Origin of the sequence: Paenibacillus sp. JJ1722, from assembly GCF_048282685.1 — a bacterium.
GTDB lineage: Bacteria > Bacillota > Bacilli > Paenibacillales > Paenibacillaceae > Paenibacillus > Paenibacillus polymyxa_B.
In genome coordinates this window covers 5961376-5981990 of the sequence record NZ_CP182500.1, presented here as the reverse complement: position 1 = coordinate 5981990, position 20615 = coordinate 5961376, and the positions used below count along the sequence as shown (strand labels likewise).

General features: G+C 44.9%; 20 protein-coding genes. 8 read left to right on the top strand and 12 right to left on the bottom strand.

The features are described 5' to 3' along the window. Positions 1-47 precede the first annotated feature (47 nt). A complete protein-coding gene (locus tag ACM1ND_RS26640; protein WP_068939228.1) occupies positions 48-2000 on the top strand; it encodes a BglG family transcription antiterminator in 1953 nt (650 codons plus the stop codon). 165 nt (positions 2001-2165) lie between these two features. Next, positions 2166-4172 (top strand): fructose-specific PTS transporter subunit EIIC, encoded by a 2007-nt coding sequence (locus ACM1ND_RS26635; RefSeq protein WP_418026893.1) that lies wholly within the window; start codon positions 2166-2168, stop codon positions 4170-4172. Between the two features lie 88 nt (positions 4173-4260). Here ACM1ND_RS26635 and ACM1ND_RS26630 read toward each other — a convergent pair whose 3' ends face one another. Continuing rightward, complete coding sequence (locus tag ACM1ND_RS26630) at positions 4261-4386, bottom strand: EamA family transporter (protein WP_256026489.1); 126 nt, start codon at positions 4384-4386, stop codon at positions 4261-4263. Positions 4387-4466: 80 nt separating this feature from the next. Further along, positions 4467-5381 carry a phosphatidate cytidylyltransferase gene (locus ACM1ND_RS26625; RefSeq protein ID WP_025719205.1) on the bottom strand — a complete coding sequence of 305 codons (915 nt, stop codon included), beginning with the start codon at positions 5379-5381 and terminating at the stop codon, positions 4467-4469. Between the two features lie 95 nt (positions 5382-5476). Between ACM1ND_RS26625 and ACM1ND_RS26620 the strand changes: the two genes are divergently transcribed. Continuing rightward, on the top strand, positions 5477-6019 hold the full coding sequence (locus ACM1ND_RS26620; protein ID WP_023991046.1) for a hypothetical protein: 543 nt from the start codon (positions 5477-5479) through the stop codon (positions 6017-6019). 18 nt (positions 6020-6037) lie between these two features. Here the strand turns inward: ACM1ND_RS26620 and ACM1ND_RS26615 are convergent, their stop codons facing one another. Next, the gene (locus ACM1ND_RS26615; protein ID WP_075155097.1) at positions 6038-6928 is read right to left on the bottom strand and encodes a diacylglycerol/lipid kinase family protein; all 891 of its coding nucleotides are present in this window, start codon (positions 6926-6928) and stop codon (positions 6038-6040) included. A 138-nt stretch (positions 6929-7066) separates the two neighbouring features. Here ACM1ND_RS26615 and ACM1ND_RS26610 point away from each other — a divergent pair, with 138 nt between their 5' ends. Then, positions 7067-7933, top strand: a complete 867-nt coding sequence (locus ACM1ND_RS26610) for an SDR family oxidoreductase (protein ID WP_023991044.1) — start codon at positions 7067-7069, stop codon at positions 7931-7933. A gap of 261 nt (positions 7934-8194) precedes the next feature. Next, positions 8195-8533 carry a zinc ribbon domain-containing protein YjdM gene (locus ACM1ND_RS26605; protein ID WP_013312677.1) on the top strand — a complete coding sequence of 113 codons (339 nt, stop codon included), beginning with the start codon at positions 8195-8197 and terminating at the stop codon, positions 8531-8533. 40 nt (positions 8534-8573) lie between these two features. Here ACM1ND_RS26605 and ACM1ND_RS26600 read toward each other — a convergent pair whose 3' ends face one another. Then, positions 8574-9329, bottom strand: coding sequence for an AIM24 family protein (locus ACM1ND_RS26600; RefSeq protein ID WP_028540921.1), 756 nt, complete (start codon positions 9327-9329; stop codon positions 8574-8576). 251 nt (positions 9330-9580) lie between these two features. Here ACM1ND_RS26600 and ACM1ND_RS26595 point away from each other — a divergent pair, with 251 nt between their 5' ends. Next, a complete protein-coding gene (locus ACM1ND_RS26595; RefSeq protein ID WP_053326455.1) occupies positions 9581-10633 on the top strand; it encodes an LLM class flavin-dependent oxidoreductase in 1053 nt (350 codons plus the stop codon). Between the two features lie 102 nt (positions 10634-10735). Here the strand turns inward: ACM1ND_RS26595 and ACM1ND_RS26590 are convergent, their stop codons facing one another. The 5 genes from ACM1ND_RS26590 to ACM1ND_RS26570 form a co-directional block, all read right to left on the bottom strand. Next, positions 10736-11245 (bottom strand): DUF1036 domain-containing protein, encoded by a 510-nt coding sequence (locus tag ACM1ND_RS26590; protein WP_028540920.1) that lies wholly within the window; start codon positions 11243-11245, stop codon positions 10736-10738. 80 nt (positions 11246-11325) lie between these two features. Beyond that, positions 11326-12834, bottom strand: a complete 1509-nt coding sequence (locus tag ACM1ND_RS26585) for an aminotransferase class V-fold PLP-dependent enzyme (protein WP_076156713.1) — start codon at positions 12832-12834, stop codon at positions 11326-11328. Between the two features lie 134 nt (positions 12835-12968). Beyond that, a complete protein-coding gene (locus ACM1ND_RS26580) occupies positions 12969-13445 on the bottom strand; it encodes a DsrE/DsrF/DrsH-like family protein (RefSeq protein ID WP_023991039.1) in 477 nt (158 codons plus the stop codon). 123 nt (positions 13446-13568) lie between these two features. Next, positions 13569-14384: an NAD(P)H-binding protein gene (locus ACM1ND_RS26575; protein WP_341056944.1), complete on the bottom strand. Its 816-nt coding sequence runs from the start codon at positions 14382-14384 to the stop codon at positions 13569-13571. Between the two features lie 67 nt (positions 14385-14451). Next, complete coding sequence (locus ACM1ND_RS26570; RefSeq protein WP_076295181.1) at positions 14452-14898, bottom strand: MarR family winged helix-turn-helix transcriptional regulator; 447 nt, start codon at positions 14896-14898, stop codon at positions 14452-14454. A gap of 232 nt (positions 14899-15130) precedes the next feature. On the opposite strand from ACM1ND_RS26570, the gene ACM1ND_RS26565 reads away from it, so the two are divergent. Together ACM1ND_RS26565 and ACM1ND_RS26560 are read left to right on the top strand one after the other, a co-directional pair. Next, a complete protein-coding gene (locus ACM1ND_RS26565; protein WP_028540917.1) occupies positions 15131-16093 on the top strand; it encodes a radical SAM protein in 963 nt (320 codons plus the stop codon). A 162-nt stretch (positions 16094-16255) separates the two neighbouring features. Then, positions 16256-17230: an aldo/keto reductase family protein gene (locus ACM1ND_RS26560; RefSeq protein WP_028540916.1), complete on the top strand. Its 975-nt coding sequence runs from the start codon at positions 16256-16258 to the stop codon at positions 17228-17230. A gap of 80 nt (positions 17231-17310) precedes the next feature. On the opposite strand, the gene ACM1ND_RS26555 is transcribed toward ACM1ND_RS26560, so the two are convergent. The 3 genes from ACM1ND_RS26555 to ACM1ND_RS26545 form a co-directional block, all read right to left on the bottom strand. Continuing rightward, positions 17311-17706 carry a hypothetical protein gene (locus ACM1ND_RS26555; protein ID WP_053326450.1) on the bottom strand — a complete coding sequence of 132 codons (396 nt, stop codon included), beginning with the start codon at positions 17704-17706 and terminating at the stop codon, positions 17311-17313. Positions 17707-17894: 188 nt separating this feature from the next. Beyond that, complete coding sequence (locus ACM1ND_RS26550; protein WP_418026892.1) at positions 17895-19835, bottom strand: FtsX-like permease family protein; 1941 nt, start codon at positions 19833-19835, stop codon at positions 17895-17897. Further along, positions 19825-20586: an ABC transporter ATP-binding protein gene (locus tag ACM1ND_RS26545; RefSeq protein WP_053326448.1), complete on the bottom strand. Its 762-nt coding sequence runs from the start codon at positions 20584-20586 to the stop codon at positions 19825-19827. Before ACM1ND_RS26545 ends, ACM1ND_RS26550 begins: the two co-directional genes overlap by 11 nt. Positions 20587-20615 lie beyond the last annotated feature (29 nt).

Genomic DNA, 20615 nt, shown 5'->3' with positions numbered 1-20615 from the left:
CTCGAAATGCCCTGGACATTCTTTATTTTGGAAGATGGGAGAATGGAATGAATAAAAGGCAAATGGAAATTTTACGCATGTTGTTAACTGAACCGGACCGGTTGTGGTTAGCGCAGGATCTGGCGGATCTGACCGACTGCTCTGAAAAGACGATCCGCAACGATCTGAAAGTAATTGAAGATTATATCGTCAAGCATTCTGATGCCAATCTGGTGAGAAGGCCGGGACGCGGCATTTATCTGGAGATGGGTGAAGCGGATCAGAATGAATTGTTCCATCGACTGTATGCGGACGAGAGTACAGCCCAACATGAGTCGGATGAGGAAAGGGTGCTGCATCTCGCCTATCGGCTCTTGATGAATGCCAAGCCTGTGACCATCCAGGATCTAGCTTCACAGTATTATGTGAACAAGACGGTGATTCGTAGAGATATGGAGAAGATCGATGGCTGGCTGCACAGCTTTGATCTGGCCTTGATTACCAAGCAGCGCGTTGGATTGACCATTCAAGGCTCTGAGAAAAATAAGCGCATCGCTTTGGCGCGGATGAACCAGCTGATTGACAGTCCTGAGTTAACAGGACAGATGATGCGCAAACAGTTTGAATCGCACGAGATTATAACCATAAATCATGAATTAAAAGCATTTCAAAAACGCCATGAGCTCAGCTTTACTGACGAAGCTTTCGAAGCTCTAATGCTGCATATTCTCTTAATGGTCAAACGAACCAAGATGGGACAACCCATTTCGCTCTCCAAGCAGGACATTGCCTTTTTGCAGGAGAGACGCGAATTTACATGGGCTACGTCTTTTTTGCAGCAGTTGCAAAAGTTGTTTGCTGTGCCTTTTTCCAAGGAAGAGACGGCGTATTTAACTCTGCACCTGCTTAGTGGGAAGTTCCGTTACCAGCAGGAGGGAAGAACAGGAAAACAAGGTGAGCTGGCAGATAGTCACCCGCTTTTGCCTGAGTTGATTGAGCAGTTAGTTCGGCGGATGTCCGAGCTGAATATGATTGCCTTTTCCAAGGACAAGATGTTACTGAAAGGGTTGAATGTCCATTTATATACGACCCTGAACCGTCTTCAATATGGGTTGACCGTGTCCAATCCTATGCTGGCCGAGATCAAGAAGATGTACCCCTACATGTTCGACCGAGTTATTATTACACTGGAAGAGGTGGGGAAATGGATCCGGCTATCCTTCCCCGAGGAGGAAGCGGCGTATTTAACGCTGCATTTTCAGGCTTCTGTGGAGCGATTGCACCAGAAAGAGAGTCATCCCCAGAGAGCCATCATCGTGTGTCACATGGGCATCGGTATGTCCCAACTGCTACGCACCAAGGTGGAACGTAAATTTCCGGCTGTACATGTGGAGACAACCCTTTCCAAAGCAGAAGTCCAGGACTATCTGGCAGCCCAGGAGGTGGATCTCGTCATTACCACTGTAGATCTCCCAGAGATGAACATTCCGCACATTCTCGTCTCTCCCTTGCTGGATGTCAAGGACGAACGTCGACTGGAGCAAGTGATCCGACGACTGGATGAGCCGGAACATAGGGCAGCAGAAGAATCGGTATTTTTTAAATATACAACACCTTTTTTGGTCTTTCCCCAGCAGGAAGTGCAGCATCCGGAACAATTGATCTCCAAGCTGGCGCAAATACTGGAGGACAAAGGATATGTGGAGCCTGGTTATGTGGACAGCGTACTGGCGCGAGAAAAAATGTCGGCCACGACGATTGGGGGAGGCATAGCCATCCCGCATGGCGGTTCTGAGTGGATAAGGCAGTCCTCCATTGTAATCGCTACCTTGAAGCAGCCGCTTACCTGGGGAACCGAGAAAGTAGAGCTTGTGTTCTTGCTTGCGGTCAAACAGGATGGGCGGGAAGAAATGCGCCAGTTATTTAAGGAATTGTCCCTGATCAGTGAGCAGCCTGCTTTGGTTCATGCCTTATCTAAGGAGACCGATGCGATGAGATTATTAGGGAGAATGAAGGGATAAACTAAAAAAGCTGTGCTCTGGAACAGGACTTATAGATAAGTCCTGTTTTTTGCCGGTATAATTCCGTTTTTCCGAAAGTTCCGGTAAAAAGTTCGTCCGATAACAGCAAGATAGGCGTTTATACTATCAATGTAAGCGGAAACAACAGAGAGAAGGGGAATGACTATGAAGATATTGGCGATTACCTCATGTCCTAACGGAATTGCACATACGTATATGGCAGCTGAGAATCTGCAAAAGGCAGCAGCAAAGCTGGGCATTGAGATGAAGGTCGAGACACAAGGATCCATTGGAGTCGAAAATCAACTGACCGAGCAGGAGATCCGTGAGGCAGATGGCATTATTATTGCAGCGGATAAAACGGTAGTTAAAGACCGCTTCGTCGGCAAAAAACTGCTGGTCGTTGGCGTACAGGATGGGATTCGCCGTCCGGAGGAATTGATCCAGCGGGTGATGAAGGGGAATGTGCCTGTATACCAGGCAGAGTCGCGTTCTGCCGAAAGTAGCTCACAGGAGAACAAGCCGAAACAAAATCCCATCTACCGCCACTTGATGAACGGTGTATCCTATATGGTACCCTTCATCGTCATTGGAGGATTGCTTATTGCCATTGCGTTGACGATTGGCGGTGAGAAGACTCCAGGCGGTTTGGTTATACCGGACGGTTCATTCTGGAAGACGGTTCAGGATATCGGCTCAGCTTCGTTTACCTTTATGATACCGATCCTCGCCGGATTTATCGCGATGAGTATTGCGGATAGACCGGGGCTTGCACCAGGTATGATTGGCGGATTCATTGCTGCGAACGGCAGCTTTTATGGAAGTGAGGCGGGGGCTGGATTTATCGGCGGCATTATCGCTGGTTTCCTGGCCGGTTATGTTGCACTTGGGATTCGGAAAATCAAAGTTGGCCGAGCATTACAGCCGATCATGCCTATTATAATTATCCCTGTATTGGCATCTTTAATTGTAGGATTAATCTTTGTCTTTGTGATTGGTGCTCCAGTCGCACAATTGTTTGAAGCTTTAACAGGTTGGCTTGCAGGTATGCAAGGTACAAGTTCAATTCTATTGGCATTGATTCTAGGTGCGATGATCTCCTTCGATATGGGTGGACCTGTGAACAAAGTCGCTTTCTTATTCGGTTCGGCTATGATCGGCGAAGGGAATTATGAAATTATGGGCCCGATCGCCGTTGCGATTTGTATCCCGCCAATTGGGATGGGACTTGCAGCGATGATCAACAAACGTAAATTTGCACCTGAAGAACGCGAGGCTGGGAAGGCAACATTCACGATGGGTTTGTTCGGTATTACCGAAGGTGCGATTCCATTCGCGGCGCAAGATCCACTGCGTGTTATTCCCAGTATCATGGTAGGGTCCATGGTCGGCTCTGTCATCGCCATGTTGGGAAATGTAGGTGATAAGGTAGCTCACGGTGGACCGATTGTAGCTGTACTTGGTGCAGTGGACCATGTGCTTATGTTCTTCATCGCCGTTATTGTCGGCGTAGCCGTATCGGTTGTCCTGGTAAGCTTGCTGAAAAAGGATATTGCAGCAACTGTAACTTCGGATGCTGCTGGGGAAGCGATGCCTGGACATTCCACCGCAGGGGCTGGACAATCTGCGATTACTACAAAGGCCGCTGCGGAGTCATCTGCATCAACAACTGTCACAAATAACGGGCCAGCCGTTTCTCCACAAGCGATTCACATTGAGAAACTGACGGATATTGTAACGATGGATCTGATTAATTTGGATCTGGAAGGAACGACACGAGATGCTGTGGTTGATGAAATGATCGGAGCACTTGAGAGAAATGGAGCCGTAAGCTCTGCCAGTGATTTCAAACAGGCGATATTAGCCAGAGAGGAAGAAGGCTCCACAGGCATCGGAATGAATATTGCCATTCCTCATGGCAAATCGGAAGCGGTCCTGAAGCCAAGCGTGGTCTTCGGCATCAAGCAGGGCGGTGTTGACTGGAATAGTGCAGACGGAAGTGAAGCAAAACTGATCTTCATGATTGCCGTACCGCGCAACAGCAAGGAAAATGCGCATCTGAAAGTACTGCAGATGTTATCGCGTAAGCTGATGGATGATCATTTCAGAGAAGCGCTCCTGGCGGTTAAAACGAAGGAAGAAGCATATCAATTGCTGGATCAGGTGCATTAATTCCAAGCGATAAGAACTTGAATCAAAAAAAAGAGGCTCCCGAAGTTTCAGCCGGGAGCCTCTTTTCTTGAGAAGGTCTTTGCGTAAGTCAGCGGCGTTCACCGCGTGATATAAGTATGATGCCGAGAAATACAAAGCCTGCACCAGCCAGATGAGCCAATGAGAAGGATTCACGGAGGATGATATAGGACAGCAACAGTGTACTGACGGGAATACAACCCCGTGAGGATAGGCTGCTTTTTTCACAACAAGATATTGTGTTCCATGATCATCTAGGTTTGAGCCATGTAATCGCTACATAAAGTCAAAAAAATAACGGATTACGTGAAAAAAGACGGGCGAGGTGTAGGTCAAGCTATCCACCCGACTTAAATAGCTTTTTTTCAAAGCATCGAACTTGTCATCATCGCCGATTAATAAATCCCGCTTCAGCACGGAAACCGTTAAGCTACCGAAGAAACCGCTCAAGCTGATCAGCATGCCGAAAATAATTCCAAATTTCAGGTCAAACGGCGTCAGATAGGGATAGATAAGATAGGAAGCCGCTATGGTTACGGGAAAAGCGAATGCAAAGCCTTCCCAAGTTATATTGGGATTGGATGTCGGGACGATTTTCCGCTTTCCGAAATAGAGTGATGCTAGATAGTGTACGACATCATTGAGCTGCGTCAGTACCACTAGAAAAAGTACAAGTTTTGCTCCGTATTGCGGCGTAGCAAACTGAAAATAGGCCAGATGACTCAACCCGAAAACCATCAGCATGAGCCCCCATTGGGTCGAACTGACACTGCGCAAAAAACCAACCGTTCCTTTGTTGATCAATCGCGGGAGCGGTAGCAGTAAGAATACATAGATAGGGATAAAGACAATAAACATTCCGTACCACCCGATATAAATCCAATAAAATTGTACGGGAATCGCTAAGTACGCCCATAGAAACAATCTGCGATCAGCTTTTCTGGATCTAATCATGGAAAAGTATTCTTTTAGCGCAAAAAAGGTGAGTGCCATCAAGGAAAGCAGTGAGACGATCGGATTGAAAAGAGTTGCCAAGCAAAAGATAAAGAACATACCCCACCATGTCTTGATGCGAAGCCCAATAGCTGCATAGTCTTTGTCTGGCTGTGTTTTGACTACCACTATATAAATCAGATGGATGACCAATAAGGCTGCGAAAATAAGGATTAACGTTAATAGCGAACTGTCCATTACCACTCACCAACTTATCGCGAAATAGGATTCCATTAAGGTTCCTATGTTATTATGAAGGAATAATTCAAACTTGATAAGGGGAAATTTCGTAAATGGTAGCAGATCAATCCGTCTTTATCTTGCTTACGAATACGGGAACGTTTCTTACGAGAGTCATTAAAAGCTATACGAGAGCGCCATACAATCACGCCTCCATTTCCTTCAACCGGGAACTTTCGGAGTTATACAGCTTCGGGAGAAAGACCCCTAATAACCCTCTGGATGGTGGTTTCGTGAAAGAGGATATTAAGACAGGTACATACAGCAGATTTCCGAATACAACATGTGTTATCTACGAGCTTCAAGTAACCGACCGTGAAGTTGAAAAAATGAAGCGAGTTTTACATGTATTTATCCGAAGTCGTCAAAAATATATGTATAACTTACTGGGTTTGATTGGTATTGCACTCAAAGAACCAGTTGAGTTCAGTAATTCTTATTTTTGTTCGCAATTCGTTGCGGAAATTTTACAGCGATCCGGCATAAAAATATGGAACAAGTTGCCCGCTCTTGTTACGCCAGACGATTTTCGTCAAAGTGATCGATTCCATTTGATCTACGAGGGGAAATTGAGCGAGTATGATCCTCAAGCTTGAGGATCAGCACCGCATTACTTAAACCTCTTCCGGCACAATTACCTCAATATGACGCGGTAAAATACCAAGCTCGATAGGCAAAGACGGCCCTTCCTCACCATCTACATTCGTACTGACCGGTTCTGCAGAGCTGACACTTACATGCTTTGCGGTAAAGTAAACGATATCACTATGATCCTTCAGGTTGCCTAAAAATAAGGATATGCTGGCCGTCACGGTGTTCAATATATTGAGGTTTTTGAAAATAAAGCAGTGAAGCAGACCATCGTCAACAGCCGCATCGGGCGCCAGTTTCTCGAATCCGCCAACTGAATTGGTCAAAGTAGCCAAAAAGAGTGGGGATTTTCCTTCCCAGATATTGTCATCGTAGCGGACGATAAGTGAGTGGGCAGGATGGCTGATAAGCTCTTTCATGCCTTCTTTGAAGTAGGCAAACGTGCCAAACATGGATTTATCGTCTGATGATACAGCTGATAGCGATTCAGCAAGCGAACCTGTGGCAACAACATTGGCAAACATTCGGCCGTTTAAGAGACCCATATCTACGTTTTTCACGCGGGTAGAAGTCAGTGTACGGATCGCCAGCTCGGGACTTAGCGGAATTTGCAAGGCACGGGCAAAATCATTGACTGTCCCCAGGGGAATGACACCCAGTCTTGGACGATGGTCTTGATCAATGAAACCGTTGATTGTTTCGTGAAGTGTGCCATCCCCGCCGATGGAAACGACTAGGTCACAAGCTTCCTCACACGCATTGACGCAAAAACGAGTGGCGTCCAGTTCCTTTGCCGTCTCTTTAACCGTAACAACGTATCCTTGATCACGTAGAATTTCTTCTACGCTTCTGACATGTTGGAGGGATTCCTCTTTGCCGGAAGAGGGATTTACAATAATCATAGCTTTCTTCATATACATGTTCCTTTCTCTGGGGAAAGTCTGGGTTACCAACTCTTACCCGAAAAGCAGACCTTTAGACTCTAGATTAGACATGTGTTATATTTTTAGTTACTATATAAAAGTGAATACAATTTGAATGGAGGATTTCATATGAAAATTGCATTAACAGGAGCAACGGGGCAACTGGGTTCCATCGTGGTAGATACGTTGCTTACATCTGTCTCCGCAAACGATCTTATTGTTAGCGTAAGAAATCCAGAAAAAGCAGAGAACTTACGGTCTCGTGGTGTTGACGTTCGTCATGGCGATTTTGATAAACCGGAGACGCTGGATCAGGCGTTTGCTGGAGTAGATCGACTGCTGATTATATCCGCAGACGGGGATAATGATACTAGAATCCGTCAGCATAAAGCAGCTGTTGATGCTGCTGTGCGTGCTGGAGTAGGCTTCATCGTTTATACTAGCGCTGCCAATGCCGCTGACAGCACTCTATTCCTTGCGCCCGTACATCGTATCACGGAGGAGTTCATTCGAGAGTCAGGTATTCCTTACTCCTTCTTGCGTAATAATTGGTATCTGGAGAATGAGGCAGGCACGATCCAATCCGTACTCGCGGGGGCTCCTTGGCTAACCTCGGCAGGGTCCGGTAAAGTAGGTTGGGCTACCCGCGCAGATTATGCGCAAGCAGCTGCAACCGTTTTGTCTGGCGAAGGGCATGAGAATACAATATACGAGCTCTCCGGTAAGCCGATTACCCAAGAAGAGTTTGCAGCGGTACTTGCTGAGGTTCTGGGCAAAGACGTTCCTGTACAGCAGGTGGATGATGCTACGTATGCCGAGGTTATGCTCGGTGCGGGAGTCCCGGAAGGTGCCATCCCTATTGTGGTCGGTATTCAACAAGCAATTCGTGAAGGAGCCTTGGATGTCGTAAGCAACGACTTCGAGAAGCTGTTGAAACGCCCCCTTACGCCGCTTAGTCAAGGAATTAGTGAACTGATCAAGCAAACCCAAGCATAATAAACGTGCCGTAAAAAAGGATGCTGCCTAGGAAGACAGCATCCTTTTTAATTACATGTTTACCTCTCGGCATTTTCAGCAGACAGAACGCTTACATATAAGATACAACAATACTCAGATTAGTTTCATCGATGAGTGGAATCGTGACGGATTATCCAATATACTTGTAGGGAACTCCAAGGAAGACTTGGAGCAAGCTTGGTCTATCAAGGAAGCTTAGCATAGCAGTAGAATTTGAAAATGAATGGAGTACATAATACCATGTCTAATTTACCAAATTGTCCTGAATGTAATTCAGAGTACACTTATGAGGATCGCAGTCTTTTCATTTGCCCGGAATGCGCTCATGAGTGGTCTACCGAGTCAGAAGCAAGCAGTGAAGACGTAAAGGTTGTTAAAGATGCGAATGGTAACATCCTGCAGGATGGTGACTCTGTAACTGTCATTAAAGACCTTAAAGTGAAGGGAAGCTCATCCGTCTTGAAAATCGGCACCAAAGTAAAAAACATCCGTCTGGTGGATGGCGATCACGATATTGACTGCAAAATTGATGGTTTTGGAGCAATGAAGCTAAAATCGGAGTTTGTAAAAAAGAATTAAAATGTAAGAAAGGAGAAGCCGAGGGCTTCTCCTTTTTTATTTACAATGGTGCTAACCATACGGTTCCCGTTCCCCTGTACACATTTACCAGCCCTTCGCCGGAAGCAGCCGAGCCCATTTTGGTTTTCCCGGATTTTTCGACGGTGAACTGTAAGGTATTGGACCACATGAGGGCAAAGTTACCATCCACCTTCAGCACATCATTTTGCAATTCTATAACGACCGCTTCCTCAGAAGGGATTGGAGCTTGAAGTGCCAGAACTCCTTTTCCGCGGGCGCTTAAATTAAATAACCCTTCTCCACCCAGTGCAGCAGAGGAAAGATTACTACGTGCAACGACGGAAATGTCCAGCGTCGTGTCACAAGCCAAAAACAAGCCGTCTTCGATGGCAATATCATCATTGTCGACATCAATAAGCCAAATATATTGGTAAGTAGGCTCCAGCATAATGGTACCCGTGCCTCTATAGTGTGGTTTAATGGCACCTGTTCCCGTTACAGCACCGGACACCAAGTTTCGCATTAAGCCTCCAACGCCTTTTACACCAGTAGTCATTTCCATGCTACCCACAGTATATTGCATGGCTCCCGCCTTCATCATAATCTCGCTATTGTTGATTTCGATCATGAGCTGTTTGCGGCGCATATTACTTTTGCTCATATAGTAATTGTCTTTCGCAGCCATAACCGAGGTAGAACTCAAATCTGTTATGTATTCTAGTACCGTAAATCCACCTAATTGGTCAGTCATGGCAACATTGCTGTTATCCTTTAAATTGTTAATGACAAAAGCCATAAATGTATGTGCCTCCTTGTTGTATTCATGTTGTGGGGATGGGAATCTTCTTTATTCCATAAAATATTCGACAAAGAGACTTCTTTTCCTGCGGCGAATCTGGACACTTCCCTTGGCTGGTTTTCAGACTCAAAAAAGGAGAGCTTGAAAAAGATGTGAAAAAGGTTCAATATAAAGATATCGGTTTTTAAAATGATTGGCTTCGAAAGCAGTCGTATGAGAATGAGGCATGAAAATAGGGGGGAGAACAAGTGGAGATAGGTATAAGCACATTTGTAGAAACAACGCCGGATACCCAAACGGGTGAGGTTATCAGTCATGCACAACGAATACGTGAAGTGGTCGAGGAGATTGTGCTTGCAGATCAGGTAGGGCTGGATGTGTACGGCGTGGGGGAGCATCATCGTAAAGATTATGCGGCATCTGCTCCGGCTGTTATCCTCGCTGCTGCAGCAGCACAGACCCAACGAATTCGGTTAACCAGTGCAGTTACGGTGCTTTCATCGGATGATCCCGTACGTGTGTTTCAAGATTTTGCTACACTGGACGGTATTTCGAATGGACGAGCTGAGATTATGGCAGGCCGGGGCTCTTTTATCGAATCGTTTCCGTTATTTGGGTATGATTTGGATAACTACGATGAATTATTCGATGAAAAGCTGGAGCTGTTATTGAAAATACGAGAATCCGAGAAAGTTACCTGGAAAGGCGGACATCGGCCGGCAATCAACAATTTGGGTGTGTATCCGCGTCCAGTTCAAAATCCTTTGCCCGTATGGATTGGGAGTGGGGGCAATCAGGAATCTGTGGTTCGTGCAGGCTTGCTCGGGTTGCCGCTGGTTCTGGCGATTATTGGGGGTAGCCCTGTACAGTTTGCCCCGTTGGTGGAACTGTATAAAAAAGCCGCTAGGCATGCTGGTCATGATGCATCGCTGCTTCCGGTTGCATCACACTCGCATGGTTTTATCGCAGAGACTACTGAGCTGGCAGCGGATAAGTTCTTCCCTTCCACTCAGCAGAGCATGAATGTGCTTGGGCGTGAACGTGGTTGGGGCCCTTACACTCGTTCCAGCTTCGATGCCGCACGCAGCTTTGAAGGAGCGTTGTATGTAGGCGATCCCGATACGGTTGCCAAGAAAATCATTCATCTGCGTAAACAGGTAGGCATTACACGTTTTTTGTTGCACGTGCCCGTCGGTACGATGCCGCATGATGATGTCATGAGAGCTATTGAGCTATTGGGAACAGAGGTAGCACCACGGGTTCGTAAAGAGATATCCAAGTGGGAATCCGAGAGTAAATAAGCGGTTACCTCATAGATAAAAGAGAAAGGAGCAGGCCATGGGGGTGAGGTCGCTCCTTTTTTGGGTTCTAAAAAACTATATGCGAGCTGATCAGATCATTTTTTATTTGGTCCGTTTTTTATGCGCAATACGTTTTTGCAATAAAGTTTTGCCTTGTTTTAGTCTCTTAGGTGTTGCAGGAACTCTGCGCAAAATAGGTTTCTCTTGGGTTGCTTTGGAAGGCAATGTCATGCGGAGTGTGGATGATGCAGGTTTTCTTTGACTGCTGCTCGTTACAAAGTTGATGGTGTAGTCCAAGACGAACGGACTAACTGCGATTCTCCGCAGTCCCACGCTTCTACAAGTGGTACAGCCTGTATCCCAGCACCAATTGAAGGCATTTTCAGGAACTTGAGTGAAATATGAACCCCGCCATTCGCGTCCAAAATCATCTTCAGCGTAATAAAAGAACGTATTACCTCCTGCGAAGCCGCTCCAAACCTGAATAGTCTGTCCGGGGTTAACACGGTACCAGCCTGCTTTAGAGTAGTTAACAGGAGTACAGCTGAAGTCCGGGTAGGCAAAGACTACAAAGATAGCTGCACTAGTACTGTTGCGAAAATTGAGCCCCATTGTCGTCACTTCTTTCCTCATATAGTAATTTACAGTGTATCCTATGAGAATTTTGAAAGAAGGGAACGGATAGGAGTCTCTTAATCGCTGAAATTGAACCATTTGCTGATGTCTATTTTGTGATGTTCATGCATAGATCGCCATTCGTTTGATTCTGGTTGATAGGTATAATCTTTTTGCCAGGTCATGATGTTTTCCACGATTGCCCGTATGGAAGAGGCGATATAGGAGACTTCCTGATTCGTCATCATGGGATGGAGCGACAGACGCACCCAGCCCGGTTTTCGAGATAAGTCTCCCGCATGGATCAGGTCTGTCATTTGTTTAGATGTTTGCTGGTCGATGCCCAGCAAATAATGTCCGTAGGGGCCTGCACAAGAGCATCCGCCCCGGACCTGAATGCCAAACCGATCATTCAATAGTTTCACAATCAGGTTATAGTGAATATGGCCGACAACGAAAGAAACGATTCCCAATCGTTCTTGGCTGCCTCCTCCTAAAATGTGTAGCCCTGGTATGGTACTCAAGCTCTTTAGTAATAGAGATGTCAGTTCCTTTTTGCGCTCCAACAGACGCTTCTGTCCCATCTGTTCTTTTAGCCGAATGCAGAGCGCGGTTCGAGTGGCTTGTAGAAAGGCAGGCGTCCCTCCATCCTCACGGGCTTCAATATTATCTTTATACTCGTATCCACCCCAAGGATTGGTCCAGTTAACTGTGCCCCCTCCGGGCTGATCTGGAGCACAATGGAGGCACAGCCTCGAATCCATAATTAAAACGCCGCTTGTACCGGGTCCCCCAAGAAATTTGTGGGGTGAAAATACAATCCCGTCCAGTTTCTCAAGGGGATCTGTACGGTGCATGTTGATCTCGGCGTAAGGTGCGCTTGCCGAAAAATCAACGAAACAAACGCCACCATGTTCGTGCATTTTGCGGGCTAGCTGGTAAATCGGCACTTCGAACCCTGTAACATTGGAGCAAGCGGTAAAGGCGCCGATTTTGATAGGGCGATGCTGGAATTGAAGCAGCAGTCGTTCGAGATGAGTTGGATCGACAATTCCGCCGGGACCCGGAGGAAGACACACAACGTCTCCAATGGTTTCTGCCCAGGAAATATGATTGGAGTGGTGCTCCATGTGTGTAACGAAAATAACGGGACGTTCTTTTTCGGCGATGGGGTAGAGGGGCTTTAATTTTTCATGTATTTTCAATCCTAGCAGTCGCTGAAGCTTATTCACTGCACCTGTCATACCGGACCCGGCAAACAGGATGATATCATGTTCATTGGCATGAACGTGGCTTTTAATGATTTGTTTCGCTTCTTCATAGGCTTGGGTCATCAGAGTTCCTGTCAAATTAGACTCCGTATGCGTGTTCGCCACAAAAGGGCCTAATTCATTAGCTATTTTCGACTCGATGGGTCCATACAGACGGCCGCTGGCTGCCCAATCCGCATAAATCAGCTTTTTTTGCCCATATGGAGATTCAAAGGTCTGGTGATATCCGATTGTACTTTCACGATACCTTTGGAAATAAGCCTCGTTAGAAGGCTGATACCTACAATTACTGCTTCCAATTCGAGCCATGAGCATACGGCGCCTCCCAAGTCGTTCTGTCTTCTTAGGGTACGTAGGTAGGCCCGAATAGGTTAAAAAAAATAGGCGAGTGTCATCATTTAGTCACAATAAAGGCCTCATCCAACAGCCGGATAAGGCGCAAGTTTATCTTATATAAACAACTGCATATCGGATTCGAGCGCATCTTTTAAATACGTTTTGGCCTCGATAATTTCCAGTTCAGGTATAAATTCTTCCGGTTTAAAGCCCATAATATCGACCGATAGCTTACAAGCATAAAATTTCACATTTTTCTTCCGTGCTCCTTTCAAGAAATGAATGAGCTTCGGGGCTTCGTTATCTTCGATCATTTCCGTCAGCATCAGCTTGCCAAGGCCGCTAAAATTCATTTTGGATAATGGCAACTCTTCGGGTCCTTTTGGAGTCATCCAGCCCATGATTTTTTCATAAATCGTCTTGTCCTCAAACGTCATCTTGTCAGGATCACGAACCAGAAATAGTCCCCAGAACGCAAAAAACATCGTCACGTCCACGTCCAATTCCCGCGCTGTATTTGCCAGAATCAGTCCAGCCATTGCCTTATCATAATCGCCGCTGAACATAAGCAGATTCATCCTTTTATCCACAATTCCCGCCTCCATTACCAACAGATATATTCAGTATGGATTTGGGAATGAGAAGTATGCCCAGTTCACATATCGCTCACAATTTATGGAGTGGGTGTTGGCAAGAATTTTTAGCGTTGTTTTTCATGTGGAGATAAAGGGCCGGATGCTTTCTTTCAGTGAAGTGAGCGGACCACTGATCAACTGTTCCAATTCATCCGACGTGGAGCGCGTATCTATTTTGCCCAAAAACCCAAATATCCAATTTTTGATTTGGGGGTCTTGACGGAGGGAGACGGATCTGCCTGTAAGCTCGGTCAAAGCTGCTGTTAAATCTGAAAAGGTCCAGGGACTGGAGGAGACAAATTCATATTTCTTGTTCTTATGGCGGTCTGGGTCGGATAGCACTGCTGCGATCCCTCTGGCAAGATCCCAACGCGTGACGGTGTTAAATTTCCACTCTCCAGGGTAAATATCGAGTGCGCCCTTCGCTATGGCGGCGTTCAGGTCGAGAGTTTTGACAAAATCGGTATATAATGAATTCCGTAGAAAAGTGTAAGGAATTCCGGTGGTGCAAATGGCGTGTTCTGTAGCCAAATGCAGATTGGAGAGGGGGATAGAGCTGGCTTCAGAAAAGGCAAAGCTGGTGTATAAAATGTGTTCTACTTTACATTTTTTAGCTACTTCTATGATATGAGTATGTTGACGAATACGAATCGTATCGTCGGGATGTGAACTTGAAATCAACAACAGTTGGGAAGCACCCGCGAATGCTTGCTCAAGCGAATCGGGTTGATCGTAGTCACCTAATCGTACTGTAATTCCCTGTGCCTCATAGTGTTTTCCGGTTTCAAGGTGGCGAACACAAGTGGTAATTTCATGAGGTGAGACTTTTTGAAGGAGCTGTTGTATGATTAGGCTCCCCAATTGACCATTGGCTCCAGTAATAACGATCGACATGGAATATCATCCTTTTTATACAAATGGGATTTTAGTTTAGGACTTAACCAATTGAGTAGAAAAGCCGTTACGTCCTCTTTAATTTGTTGAGCAGGGAAAGGAGCTGCTTCAATTCCTGATCATTCAACACCTGCATTTTTTCCGCAATCCTCTGCCGGTTTTCGGGTAAATTACGCAGCAGAAGGCTTTGCCCTTCGCTTGTTATAGAAATTACCGATTTTCTACCGTCCATGGGATGGCCTTCCCGGCGAATGAATCCTTCGTTTTCGAGCGGGGTGAGCAGCAGGCTAATATTTGATTTGGTGACACCGATCCTTTGGGCGAGCACAGATGGGAGAATTGTACCTCCTTCCTTCATGATTTCAACCAGAATTCGAATTCTGGCTCCATTGGTTCCCTTCGAATGCCAGTATTTTTCTGAGACATCAACTAATCCGGCTGTCGTTTCCACCAGTGAAAAGAAAACCAGAGAATGCAGCGGCAAATCAAGTACGTAATCCTGTAGGTCTTTCAAACGATCACCACCATAAATGTAGTTAAGGGCTTAACTAATATGAATTTACTAAAGTTAGGTAGTACTTGTCAAATTAATTTTTCAGCGCTGATAAGCGAATTTCAAGGTCGCTACCGCTGTTGTATCTGTTTGCACCCACCGTTACCAATGTCATATCTACAAACCGCTCCTATTCTGTATAATCTCAAGGGAATTCAAGACATAAGCCTGAGATCGGGAGGATCATGAGAAAGTGAGTATAGACAACAAATATAAAGCACTTGAACTGGAAAAGCCGGGCATCTACGAGCTGGAGGGACTGGAAGTCGGGGTCACCTCTAATTGCAACTTCAAGTGTGATTACTGCTGCGCGTATCAGCGGAACGATGGGCAATGCATTAGCAGCAAAGAGGTCATTGATATTATTGATGACATTCCAACGTTAAAACGTGTGCGACTGTCCGGGGGAGAAGTGACCTTGAAGTATGAGGATTGTCTGGACATTGTGGCTCACTGCTCAAGCAAGGGCATCGCTACGCAGCTCAATACCAATGCCAGCTTGCTCAGCCCTGAACGAATTGAGAAACTACGTGATGCAGGACTTTCCAACATTCATATTTCTTTCAACTTCACGGATGCCGATAAATATGCAACCTATTATCATGTTCATCCTCGCATGTATGAGAAAATCGTTCAAAATATCCGATTATGTACCGAAGCCAAGCTGGAAACGGTGCTGGAGACGTTGCTGTTTGCGGAGACGCAGAACAACATGCCAGCGATTAGCGAAAAGGTATATGAACTCGGTGTGCGCATCCATGAAATCCAAAACAGCATTGTGATGGATCATACGAACTGGAATGCTATTTCCACCAAGGAAGCGCTCGTTCGTTCCGTTCATGACCTGATTGCACATAAGAAAGATGATACTGTGTTGTATTTCACCTGTATGGACCGTTTTGCAGAAGCGCTGGGCTTCAAGGAACAGCCTGGTGTTTATTTTTCCAACTGTGTTGACGGTAAAAAACAGCTCCATCTTCACGGGAACGGGGACATCCTGATTTGTGAGCTATGCCATCCTGTGGTCATCGGCAATATTTATAATGGAACATCCTTAAAGGATATTTACAAAAATAAACCGAAGCAGCTTCAGGAGTTTCTCGACAAACTGCCTTGTCCTGCATATGATGCGCTTTTTCCTGTAGGAAGCAAGTAAATATGATTTGAGATTGTGAGGCTATAAGCATCTACCACCCTAACAGTCAGGGTGGTAGATATCCTTCATATAACTCCATGAGTCCTTTATCAATGATTTTAATGAAAGGGTTTACATGTTAAAATACAAAAATATGATCTTCTTATGAAAGAAGGAGTAGATATGAAATATAGAAATGTAGGCAACAGTGGTCTTAAAATTAGTGAAATCGGTCTGGGTAGCTGGTTAACGTACGGTACAGCTGCCGAGCAGGAAGCAGCTCATACCTGTATTGCCAAAGCCTTTGAACTCGGGATTAATTTCTTTGATACCGCGAACGCGTATAACCGGGGAGAAGGCGAGAAGGCTATGGGAGCTGCCTTGAAGCCTTATCGAAGAGAGAGCTATGTGTTATCTACCAAGGTGTACTTCCCTATGGATTCTGGTCCCAATGACAGGGGACTGTCACGCAAGCACATTATGGAGCAATGTGAAGCGAGTCTGAAGCGTCTTGGCACGGATTATATCGACATGTACTTCTGTCATCGTTATGATTCGGGTACTCCTTTGGAAGAGACGCTGCGAGCGCTTGATGACCTTCAGGCTCAGGGTAAGATTCTGTACGCTGCTGTCAGTGAATGGAGTGCTGCCCAGCTCACGGATGCCTATGGGATTGGAAAAAGGCTGAATTTGCGGCCACTGATTGCCAATCAGCCAATCTATAATATGTTCGAACGTTATATCGAACATGAGGTACTTCCCGTATCCGGGCAGGTAGGTATCGGCCAAATTGTATTTTCGCCTCTGGCCCAAGGTATCCTCACGGGTAAATACAAGCCTGGACAACCTTTACCGACGGGCAGCCGCGGGGCTGATGCCTCTGTCAATAATGTCATCAGCAGTTACATGAACGATACCGTTCTAAACTGTGTCCAGGAGCTGGATAAGCTGGCGAAGGATTTGGGTATTACCCTGTCACAGCTCGCGCTTGCCTGGATTCTGAGAGAACCGGGTATCAGCGCTGCACTCATTGGGGCCACTAAACCGGCACAAATCGAAGAAAATGTAAAAGCAGTCGAAGTGACGCTGCAACCGGAGACATGCGCGGAAATTGAGCGGATTCTCAAGCAAGCAGAGGGGTTTGAACCTTTGCGTTAAGCATTCTAGCCTCTGTAGAGGGGAACCATTAATAAAAAAGTCTCGCTCTTCCTGTCCTTAACAGAGAAGAGCGAGACTTTTTAACTTGCTTCAAGCAGGGCATAAATACCTGAAACCACACTAAATACAATCCCGCTTACTAAAACAAGGATTTGCTTCTTACTGAGATCCAGCGGATCAAAAAAGATAGGCAACAGCCATTTTAGGCTGATGACAGCCCATAAGCCCTCCAGTAACCCTAGCAGCAACACCTTTTGTCCCCAGTGAAACTTCATTTGCGGTGTTAGCGGATCTTCAAGAAACAGGTCACCTGAAGTATGGAGATTCCAAGAAACAATAACTACGAATATAAGGAGAGTTAATAGGGTTGACATAATATAGGTGATATCTTTTTTAGCCTTTTTCGTGAGTTTCGGCGATCTTTTAAACTCAGGCAAGCCAATCAGGAAAAAGACGATTCCTACGATAATAGCCACGCCTACAGAGGAACCGAGTATGATATTGGCTACGATGCCGATGCCATTGATGATTAATAATAAAATAAGCTCTCCCCCTTTGGGGTTACGATGATAGTTATTTTATTGTACACATAGGAACGAAAATGCTCAAATATTTGGAAAAGCCCCAGCGCTTTCGCCTGGGGCTTTTTTTTGCTTTTTGCCGATTACAATGCTGATTTAATGACCTTTTTATAATACAGGATGGATAGTATCCCGAAAATGGAATATAAGGCGGTGTACAGTACCATAACGATGATCATAGGCATCCAAATTTCAGTTCCAAACAAGAACCAGCCGGATTGAACGGCAAAATAGCTGTGTGAAAGGCCAATTACTAGTGGAATGCCGAAGTTAAAGAGTTGTTTTATTTTAATGCCTCTAAGCAGGTCATTTTGGGTGAACCCTAACTTTCTTAACACGGTGTAATTGGCTTTTTCGTCTTCGCTCTCATCCATTTGCTTAAAATAAAGGATGCAGCCTGATGTAATGAGAAAGGTCAGTCCTAAAAAGCCAACTACAAACATGATCACTCCCATGTTCCGCTTCTGATTGCTGCTCATTTCAAGGCGTGATGTTTGTTGATCATTAAAATTCGCAGCTGCAAAGAGACGATCGGCTTCTTTGATCTGTTCTGCATTTATCATATCAATTCCAATATATAAGGATGATTTCTTTTGAATCTCAGGATTTGCATCTTTCTTTAACCGCTCAAAGATAGTTTCGTCTACAATGACAGTGGGTAATCCACCGGCTGTGAAATAGTAGGGAATCACGTACTCCTTTTTTAGACCCACATATTGTTGGTGTATGACTTCCTTATTTCCCTTCAAATCCAATGGACCTGAGTTTTTCAAGGACATGAATTTCTGTAACAAATCATTATAGCCTGTTAAAATCGTTTGGCCTGGAGATACATCCGTACCCTTCACAGATTGATCGCTTATGACAGGCAACGTCATGGAATTCGCACCGATATTTAATCCTTCCAGAGGAGTGTCCATAATTTGCGCTGTGTTCACGCTGACTTGAATAACTTCAATTTTCTTTTCACGATACTTTATGTCATGCTCCTGAAGTAACGTTTTGAATTTCTCCGCATCCAGTACATTCGTCATTGCAAAATGGGAAGGCACATTGTCCTCAGCTGCTTGATCCGCAGAATAATAGGCGATATAGCTTAAGGAAAGTAAACCGATGGCAAGTGCTGATACTGTTGTAATAATGGTCAACAACAAAGCATTGGATTTCATGCGGAACATAATGGATGAGAGAGATAGCACCTCATTAATGTTCAAATAGCCGCCTTTACTTTTTCTGATGATATTGGAAATAAAGCAGATAGATCCTTTATAAAAAAGGAGTGTTCCGATGATGACAGAGCCCAAAATAAACACCATAGCCATAAATAACTCATTCATGGATGTAAAGTCTCCACCAAACAATTTGGAAGAAACATAGTATCCTAGAGCGATGAATGAAACTCCAATGATCCCGATGATCATCTCATAGATCGTTATTTTCTTGATTTTCCCTTCGGTGGTTGAGGATACTCTGAACAAAGACAAAATACTCTGTCTTTTGATAAAAGAATAATTCATGAGCATGATCAATAGGTAGATGATACCAAAAACGATGAGTGTTTGAGTCAGTGCTTGGTTAGAGAAATATAAAGTGGCAATGGCTTCGACGCCCGTCGTCTTAAATAAAATCATGATCACTAATTTGGAAAAGGAAAATCCAACCCCAATTCCGATGAATAGTGAACTGAAGTATAGAATTAAGTTTTCAGCACTCAGGATGCGAAAAATTTTATTTTTAGTCATTCCGATCAATTGAAATAGGCCAATTTCTTTGCTGCGTCTTTTTATAAAGATATTATTAGCATACAAAAGGAAGATGCAGACAATGGCGACCAGTAAAACGGATGCTGCCCGTATGGAAGCTGCACCTTTAACAGAACCCTTCACTTCGTCCATGGAGGGATCGTATTGTAATGTGACGAAAGCGAAATAGAGCGCAACACTGAAAATGAGAGCAAAAACATAAAGGTAATAATTTTTCAGGTTTTTCTTCAAATTTTTTAGAATGAGCAGATTAATGTTCATATTGGACCCCGCCTAAGACCCCTTGGGTTTTCATGATATCCTGGAAAAAGCTTTGTCTTTCCTGCTCGCCTTTGTGAAGCTGCGTATACATTTGCCCATCTTTAATAAAAATGACTCGACTGCAATGACTGGCTGCGACAGGATCATGCGTGACCATAATAATGGTGGCCTTGCGTTTTTGATTTAACTGGCCCAGCTTATTTAGTAAATCGGAAGCCGATTTGGAATCTAGCGCACCCGTTGGTTCATCGGCAAAAATAATACTGGGCTCATGAATAAACGCTCTGGCCGCAGATGTACGCTGCTTCTGTCCACCCGAGATTTCATTGGGGTATTTGTCCTTGAGCTCATAAATTCCCAGTTCTGTAGCTACTTCCTGAAATTTTTGGTTGGCTTCTTTTTTAGGCGTTTTGGTGATGGATAAGGGTAAGAGAATATTCTCCTTCACGGTTAGCGTATCCAGCAGATTATACTCTTGAAAAATAAAGCCTAAATGCTTTTTGCGAAATTCAGCCAGTTGCTTTTCTTTCATTTTCGTCATTTCGATATCATTGATTTTAATGGAGCCTTGGCTCACTTTATCAATGGAGGAAAGAACATTCAGCAGTGTGGTTTTACCTGAACCGGAGGCTCCCATAATACTGACAAATTCCCCTTCTTCAATGACGATATCTATTCCCTTCAAAACCTCCTGCATATTTAACTTATTACCGTAGCTTTTATGAATTTTATGGGCTTCTAAAATATTCACTTCGATGCACTCCTTATTGTTCTTGTAGC